The following is a 7,821-nucleotide window of genomic DNA, read 5'->3' as shown; positions in this document are numbered from 1 at the left end:
CGTGAGCTCTCATGAGCGCTGAAAGCGTAGTAACAAGGAATCATGAGAAGTCAGCCGAACCCATAGTAGTGAGGAAACTTCTGTAATGGAAGTGGAGCGAAGGGGTGAATACTCAAACAGTCTGGGGAGAGACTGTTTGAGGTCTGTCGCTAGAAAGAGAAAACGACAGATCGAAGTAATCCTACTTCACTTGTGTCTGTAAAACGAACGGTCTGATAGAACTGGACTCTGTCACGTATTGACTAGATGAAGGTTCACCAATATAAGATGTCCCTCAGGCACCAAAACAAGAAAGGAATAGGCACATGTCAAAATTGCTAGATAAGATAGTATCACGCGAAAATATGCTGGAAGCCTACAATCAAGGAAAATCCAATAAGGGCTCAGCTGGGATTGATGGAATGACTATCGAAGAGATGGATAATTATCTCAGACAAAACTGGCGCCTGACTAAAGAACTGATAAAACAGAGGAAATACAAACCTCAATCAGTCCTGCGAGTTGAAATCCCCCAACCCAATGGAGGTGTCCTTCAGCTTGGGATTCCGACAGTGATGGATAGGATAATCCAACAAGCCATTGTCCAAGCTCTTAGAGTACTTAAATGACGGCTATGAGTGGATAGTGGATATAGACCTAGAGAAATTTTTCGATAGGGTTCCTCAAGATAGATTGATGTCCTTAGTACATAACATTATCGAAGACGGAGATAGGGAATCCTTGATTCGTAAGTATCTTCATTCAGGTGTTATCATTAATGGTCAACGTCATAAAACGCTAGTTGGCACACCACAGGGAGGAAATGTATCTCCTCTCTTATCCAATGTCATGCTTAATGAATTGGACAAGGAATTAGAAAAGAGGGGACTTCGATTTGTGCGCTACGCAGATGATTGTGTGATGACGGTCGGAAGCGAGGCAGCCGCTAAGTGTGTGATGTATTCAGTCAGTCGTTTTATTGAGAAACGGCTAGGTTTGAAAGTAAATATGACCAAGACTAAGATTACCAGACCAAGAGAGCTGAAATACTTAGGTTTTGGGTTCTGGAAATCATCAGATGGTTGGAAAAGTCGTCCCCATCAAGATAGTGTTCGGAGATTTAAGCTTAAATTGAAGAAACTAACACAGAGGAAATGGAGTATAGACTTAACAAGACGTATTGAGCAACTGAATTTGTCTATTCGAGGATGGATAAACTATTTCTCATTGGGAAATATGAAAAGTATTGTCACCAGCATAGATGAGCGCTTGCGTACTCGCCTACGAGTGATTATCTGGAAGCAATGGAAGAAGAAATCGAGACGACTATGGGGATTGCTTAAGTTAGGAGTTCCTAAATGGATAGCAGATAAGGTATCTGGCTGGGGTGACCATTATCAATTAGTAGCTCAGAAGTCGGTACTAAACGTGCTATATCAAAACCAGTCCTTGAAAAACGTGGACTGGTTTCGTGTTTGGATTATTACCTTGAACGACATGTGTTAAAAGTTAGTTGAACCGCCGTATGCCGAACGGCACGTACGGTGGTGTGAGAGGGGCTAGAGATTATCCCCTACTCGATTAAGCAATTTCCTTGACATTTTTCTTATTTTGCGCTATCATATATACATATAATATATGGGAGTCTGTGTACAGTCTGAGAGGAAGTGTTAAACTTCGACCGCACCTGATCTGGGTAATGCCAGCGGAGGGAACGATACTTAGTCTGATTTTGCACCTTTTCCATATATGGTAAAGGTTTTTCTTTTTGTCAAAGGAAAACGAGAAGAGGAGGTTTTTATGAAAGCAAGCATCGCCTTGCAAGTTTTACCCCTAGCACAGGGGATTGATCGGATAGCTGTTATTGATCAGGTCATTGCTTATCTGCAAGCTCAAGAAGTGACCATGGTGGTGACACCATTTGAAACGGTCTTGGAAGGGGAGTTTGATGAGCTTATGCGCATTCTAAAAGAAGCGCTGGAAGTGGCAGGGCAGGAGGCAGATAATGTCTTTGCCAATGTCAAAATAAATGTAGGAGAGATTTTAAGTATTGATGAGAAGCTTGAAAAGTATGCTGAGACGACACATTAGTCTATTGGGCTTTCTAGGAGTCTTGTCAATCTGGCAGTTAGCAGGTTTTCTTAAACTTCTCCCCAAGTTTATCCTGCCGACACCTTTTGAAATTCTCCAGGCCTTTGCTCGTGACAGAGAATTTCTCTGGCACCATAGCTGGGCCACGTTGAGAGTGGCTTTGCTAGGTCTAATTTTGGGAGTCTTGATTGCCTGTCTCATGGCTGTACTCATGGATAGTTTGACTTGGCTCAATGACCTGATTTACCCTATGATGGTGGTCGTTCAGACTATCCCGACCATTGCCATAGCCCCTATTTTGGTCTTGTGGCTCGGTTATGGGATTTTGCCCAAGATTGTCCTGATTATCTTGACGACCACTTTTCCTATCATCGTCAGTATTTTGGACGGCTTTAGGCATTGTGACAAGGATATGCTGACCTTGTTTAGTCTGATGCGGGCCAAGCCTTGGCAAATCCTGTGGCATTTTAAAATTCCAGTCAGCCTGCCTTACTTTTATGCAGGTCTGAGGGTCAGTGTCTCCTACGCCTTTATCACAACAGTGGTATCTGAGTGGTTGGGAGGCTTTGAAGGACTAGGTGTCTACATGATTCAGTCCAAGAAACTGTTTCAGTATGATACCATGTTTGCTATTATTATTCTGGTATCGATTATCAGTCTTCTCGGTATGAAGCTGGTTGATGTCAGTGAAAAATATGTTATTAAATGGAAACGTTCGTAGAATTAGAATGTTTCAAAAAAGAAAAGAGGAAATCAAAATGAAGAAAACATGGAAAGTGTTTTTAACTGTTTTAACAGCTCTTGTAGCTGTTGTACTTGTGGCCTGTGGTCAAGGAACTGCTTCTAAGGATAACAAAGAGGCAGAACTCAAGAAGATCGACTTTATCCTAGACTGGACACCAAATACTAACCACACAGGGCTATATGTTGCCAAGGAAAAAGGTTATTTCAAAGAAGCTGGAGTGGATGTTGATTTGAAATTGCCACCAGAAGAAAGCTCATCTGACTTGGTTATCAATGGTAAGGCACCATTTGCAGTGTATTTCCAAGACTACATGGCTAAAAAATTGGAAAAAGGAGCAGGAATCACTGCCGTTGCAGCTATTGTTGAACACAATACATCAGGAATCATCTCACGTAAATCTGACAATGTAAGCAGTCCAAAAGACTTGGTTGGTAAGAAATACGGGACTTGGAATGACCCAACTGAACTTGCTATGTTGAAAACATTGGTAGAATCACAAGGTGGGGACTTTGAGAAGGTAGAAAAAGTACCAAATAACGACTCAAACTCTATCACACCTATTGCCAATGGTGTCTTTGACACTGCTTGGATCTACTACGGTTGGGATGGTATACTTGCTAAATCTCAAGGTGTAGATGCTAACTTCATGTATTTGAAAGACTATGTCAAGGAGTTTGACTACTATTCACCAGTTATCATCGCAAACAACGACTATCTGAAAGATAACAAAGAAGAAGCTCGTAAAGTCATCCAAGCCATCAAAAAAGGTTACCAATATGCTATGGAGCATCCAGAAGAAGCGGCTGATATCCTCATCAAGAATGCACCTGAACTTCAGGAAAAACGTGACTTTGTCATCGAATCTCAAAAATACTTGTCAAAAGAATACGCAAGCGACAAGGAAAAATGGGGTCAATTTGATGCAACTCGCTGGAATGCCTTCTACAAATGGGATAAAGAAAATGGTATCCTTAAAGAAGATTTGACAGATAAAGGCTTCACCAACGAATTTGTGAAATAATGACAGAAATAAGACTAGAACACGTCAGTTATGCCTATGGTCGGGAGAGGATTTTAGAGGACATCAATCTGCAGGTGACTTCAGGTGAAGTGGTTTCTATCCTAGGTCCAAGCGGTGTTGGAAAGACCACTCTCTTTAATCTAATCGCTGGGATTTTAGAAGTCCAGTCTGGGAGAATTGTCCTGGATGGTGAAGAAAATCCCAAGGGGCGCGTGAGTTATATGTTGCAAAAGGACTTGCTCTTGGAGCACAAGACGGTGCTTGGAAATATCATTCTGCCCCTCTTGATTCAAAAAGTGGATAAGGCGGAAGCCATTGCCCGGGCGGATGAAATTCTTGCGACCTTCCAGTTGACAGCTGTAAGAGATAAATACCCTCATGAACTCAGTGGCGGGATGCGCCAGCGTGTAGCCTTGCTTCGAACTTACCTTTTCGGGCACAAGCTCTTTCTCTTAGACGAGGCTTTTAGCGCCTTGGATGAGATGACCAAGATGGAACTACACGCTTGGTACCTTGAGATTCACAAGCAGTTGCACTTGACAACATTGATTATTACTCATAGTATAGAGGAGGCTCTTAATCTCAGCGACCGCATCTATATCTTGAAAAATCGCCCTGGGCAGATTGTTTCAGAAATTAAACTAGACTGGTCTGAAGATGAGGACAAGGAAGTCCAAAAGATTGCCTACAAACGTCAAATCTTGGCAGAATTAGGCTTAGAATAAGTAGAAAAATAGGGAGTTGGTGAAGATTATCCTTTACCAGCGCCCTTTTTCTTTTAAAAATGAGAAAATTTCGGTATAATAGTCAAAGATAGTCAAGGTTTAAAGAGAGAGGTGGGTTTGTAATGAGATTTAAAAATACATCGGATCATATTGAGGCCTACATCAAGGCGATTTTAGATCAATCTGGTATCGTGGAGTTGCAACGGAGTCAGTTGGCAGATACCTTTCAGGTTGTTCCTAGTCAGATTAACTACGTGATCAAGACACGCTTTACGGAAAGTAGAGGCTACTTGGTTGAAAGTAAGCGTGGTGGCGGAGGCTACATTCGTATAGGACGGATTGAGTTTTCTAGTCATCATGAAATGCTCCGGGAGCTGCTTTACTCGATTGGTGAGCGAGTCAGTCAAGAAATTTATGAGGATATTCTCCAGCTTTTGGTTGAGCAGGAATTGATGACCAAGCAGGAGATGAATTTGCTAGAATCAGTAGCTTTGGATCGCGTTTTAGGAGAAGAAGCTCCAGTTGTTCGAGCAAACATGCTACGTCAGGTCATACAAGAGGTAGATAGAAAAGGGAAGTAAGATGAACTATTCAAAAGCATTGAATGAATGTATCGAAAGTGCCTACATGGTTGCTGGACATTTTGGAGCTGGTTACCTAGAGTCGTGGCACTTGTTGATTGCCATGTCTAATCACAGTTATAGTGTAGCAGGGGCAACTTTAAATGATTATCCGTATGAGATGGACCGTTTAGAAGAGGTGGCTTTGGAACTGACTGAAACGGACTATAGCCAGGATGAAACCTTTACGGAATTGCCGTTCTCCCGTCGTTTGCAGGTTCTTTTTGATGAAGCAGAGTATGTAGCGTCAGTGGTCCATGCTAAGGTACTAGGGACAGAGCACGTCCTCTATGCGATTTTGCATGATGGCAATGCCTTGGCGACTCGTATCTTGGAGAGGGCTGGTTTTTCTTATGAAGACAAGAAAGATCAGGTCAAGATTGCTGCTCTTCGTCGAAATTTAGAAGAACGGGCAGGCTGGACTCGTGAAGATCTCAAGGCTTTACGCCAACGCCATCGTACAGTAGCTGACAAGCAAAATTCTATGGCCAATATGATGGGCATGCCGCAGACTCCGAGTGGTGGTCTCGAGGATTATACGCATGATTTGACAGAGCAAGCGCGTTCTGGCAAGTTAGAACCAGTCATCGGTCGGGACAAGGAAATCTCACGTATGATTCAAATCTTGAGCCGTAAGACTAAGAACAACCCTGTCTTGGTTGGGGATGCTGGTGTCGGGAAAACAGCTCTGGCCCTTGGTCTTGCCCAGCGTATTGCTAGTGGTGACGTGCCTGCGGAAATGGCTAAGATGCGCGTGTTAGAACTTGATTTGATGAATGTCGTTGCAGGGACACGCTTCCGTGGTGACTTTGAAGAGCGCATGAACAATATCATCAAGGATATTGAAGAAGATGGCCAAGTCATCCTCTTTATCGATGAACTCCACACCATCATGGGTTCTGGTAGCGGGATTGATTCGACTCTGGATGCGGCCAATATCTTGAAACCAGCCTTGGCGCGTGGAACTTTGAGAACGGTTGGTGCCACTACTCAGGAAGAATATCAAAAACATATCGAAAAAGATGCGGCACTTTCTCGTCGTTTCGCTAAAGTGACGATTGAAGAACCAAGTGTGGCAGATAGTATGACTATTTTACAAGGTTTGAAGGCGACTTATGAGAAACATCACCGTGTACAAATCACAGATGAAGCGGTTGAAACAGCGGTTAAGATGGCTCATCGTTATTTAACCAGTCGTCACTTGCCAGACTCTGCTATCGACCTCTTGGACGAAGCAGCAGCAACAGTGCAAAATAAGGCAAAGCATGTAAAAGCAGACGATTCAGATTTGAGTCCAGCTGACAAGGCCCTGATGGATGGCAAGTGGAAACAGGCAGCCCAGCTAATCGCAAAAGAAGAGGAAGTACCTGTCTACAAAGACTTGGTGACAGAGTCTGATATTTTGACCACCTTGAGTCGCTTGTCAGGAATCCCAGTTCAAAAGCTGACTCAGACTGACGCTAAGAAATATCTAAATCTTGAAGCAGAACTCCATAAACGGGTTATCGGTCAAGATCAAGCTGTTTCAAGTATTAGTCGTGCGATTCGCCGTAATCAGTCAGGAATTCGCAGTCACAAGCGTCCGATCGGTTCCTTTATGTTCCTAGGACCCACAGGTGTCGGTAAGACCGAGTTGGCCAAGGCTTTGGCAGAAGTTCTCTTTGATGACGAATCAGCCCTTATCCGCTTTGATATGAGTGAGTATATGGAGAAATTCGCAGCCAGCCGTCTAAATGGAGCTCCTCCAGGCTATGTGGGTTACGAAGAAGGTGGGGAGTTGACAGAGAAGGTTCGCAATAAACCCTATTCCGTTCTCCTCTTTGATGAGGTAGAGAAGGCTCACCCAGATATCTTTAATGTTCTCTTGCAGGTTCTGGATGACGGTGTCTTGACCGATAGCAAGGGACGCAAGGTCGATTTTTCAAATACCATTATCATTATGACATCGAACCTAGGTGCGACTGCCCTTCGTGATGATAAGACTGTTGGTTTTGGGGCTAAGGATATTCGTTTTGACCAGGAAAATATGGAAAAACGCATGTTTGAAGAACTGAAAAAAGCTTATAGACCGGAATTCATCAACCGTATTGATGAGAAGGTGGTCTTCCATAGCCTATCTAGTGATCATATGCAGGAAGTGGTGAAGATTATGGTCAAGCCTTTAGTGGCAAGTTTGGCTGAAAAAGGCATTGACTTGAAATTACAAGCTTCAGCTCTGAAATTGTTAGCAAATCAAGGATATGACCCAGAGATGGGAGCTCGCCCACTTCGCAGAACCCTGCAAACAGAAGTGGAGGACAAGTTGGCAGAACTTCTTCTCAAGGGAGATTTAGTGGCAGGCAGCACACTTAAGATTGGTGTCAAAGCAGGCCAGTTAAAATTTGATATTGCATAAAAATGGAGAATCAGGAGTAATCTTGATTCTCTTTTGCCAAATTTCAAGTTCAAGTTAGCCATGAAGAAGTCTTCTCTGGGTGATTTGTAGTTCAAGCATTTTTTAGGATAGTTATTAATCCAATTTTCGATGAATGCGACTTCTTTGGGAGTCGTTTTCTTAGTTCCCTTAGGTAACCATCTCCGAATGAGCCTGTTGTGATTCTCATCAGTTCCCCTTTCCCAAGAGGCATAGGGGTGCGCATA

Annotated in this window: 5 protein-coding genes, 3 pseudogenes and 1 riboswitch; of the genes and pseudogenes, 7 read left to right on the top strand and 1 reads right to left on the bottom strand. The window is 43.1% G+C overall.

The window, feature by feature from the left end; all coding sequences use genetic code 11:
• The first annotated feature begins 305 nt into the window (after positions 1-305).
• The 7 genes and pseudogenes from HT691_RS06900 to HT691_RS06870 all read left to right on the top strand — a co-directional run.
• Positions 306-1,496 (top strand): annotated as a pseudogene (locus HT691_RS06900) (group II intron reverse transcriptase/maturase).
• Between the two features lie 111 nt (positions 1,497-1,607).
• A riboswitch (TPP riboswitch) is annotated at positions 1,608-1,710 on the top strand.
• 69 nt (positions 1,711-1,779) lie between these two features.
• The gene (locus tag HT691_RS06895) at positions 1,780-2,070 is read left to right on the top strand and encodes a thiamine-binding protein (protein ID WP_000647658.1); all 291 of its coding nucleotides are present in this window, start codon (positions 1,780-1,782) and stop codon (positions 2,068-2,070) included.
• Positions 2,033-2,791, top strand: a complete 759-nt coding sequence (locus tag HT691_RS06890) for an ABC transporter permease (RefSeq protein WP_165778281.1) — start codon at positions 2,033-2,035, stop codon at positions 2,789-2,791. The genes HT691_RS06895 and HT691_RS06890 overlap by 38 nt, the downstream gene beginning before the upstream one ends.
• 37 nt (positions 2,792-2,828) lie before the next feature.
• On the top strand, positions 2,829-3,836 hold the full coding sequence (locus HT691_RS06885) for an ABC transporter substrate-binding protein (protein ID WP_050261791.1): 1,008 nt from the start codon (positions 2,829-2,831) through the stop codon (positions 3,834-3,836).
• The gene (locus HT691_RS06880; protein WP_000136235.1) at positions 3,836-4,561 is read left to right on the top strand and encodes an ABC transporter ATP-binding protein; all 726 of its coding nucleotides are present in this window, start codon (positions 3,836-3,838) and stop codon (positions 4,559-4,561) included. The genes HT691_RS06885 and HT691_RS06880 overlap by 1 nt, the downstream gene beginning before the upstream one ends.
• A gap of 122 nt (positions 4,562-4,683) precedes the next feature.
• A complete protein-coding gene (locus HT691_RS06875) occupies positions 4,684-5,142 on the top strand; it encodes a CtsR family transcriptional regulator (RefSeq protein WP_001211274.1) in 459 nt (152 codons plus the stop codon).
• Between the two features lies 1 nt (position 5,143).
• Positions 5,144-7,525, top strand: a pseudogene (locus tag HT691_RS06870) (ATP-dependent Clp protease ATP-binding subunit); the annotation flags it as partial.
• On the opposite strand, the pseudogene HT691_RS11335 reads toward HT691_RS06870, so the two are convergent.
• Positions 7,414-7,821 (bottom strand): annotated as a pseudogene (locus HT691_RS11335) (hypothetical protein); the annotation flags it as partial. The pseudogenes HT691_RS06870 and HT691_RS11335 sit on opposite strands and share 112 nt — an antisense overlap.

The organism is Streptococcus sp. 477 (assembly GCF_013277295.1).
Lineage (GTDB): Bacteria > Bacillota > Bacilli > Lactobacillales > Streptococcaceae > Streptococcus > Streptococcus pseudopneumoniae.
This window is presented reverse-complemented; position numbering and strand designations above follow the sequence as displayed.

Coding starts and splice junctions, on each gene's coding strand:
- HT691_RS06895 (WP_000647658.1), top strand. CDS start 1,780: ATGAAAGCAAGCATCGCCTTGCAAGTTTTACCCCTAGCACAGGGGATT.
- HT691_RS06890 (WP_165778281.1), top strand. CDS start 2,033: ATGAGAAGCTTGAAAAGTATGCTGAGACGACACATTAGTCTATTGGGC.
- HT691_RS06875 (WP_001211274.1), top strand. CDS start 4,684: ATGAGATTTAAAAATACATCGGATCATATTGAGGCCTACATCAAGGCG.
- HT691_RS06880 (WP_000136235.1), top strand. CDS start 3,836: ATGACAGAAATAAGACTAGAACACGTCAGTTATGCCTATGGTCGGGAG.
- HT691_RS06885 (WP_050261791.1), top strand. CDS start 2,829: ATGAAGAAAACATGGAAAGTGTTTTTAACTGTTTTAACAGCTCTTGTA.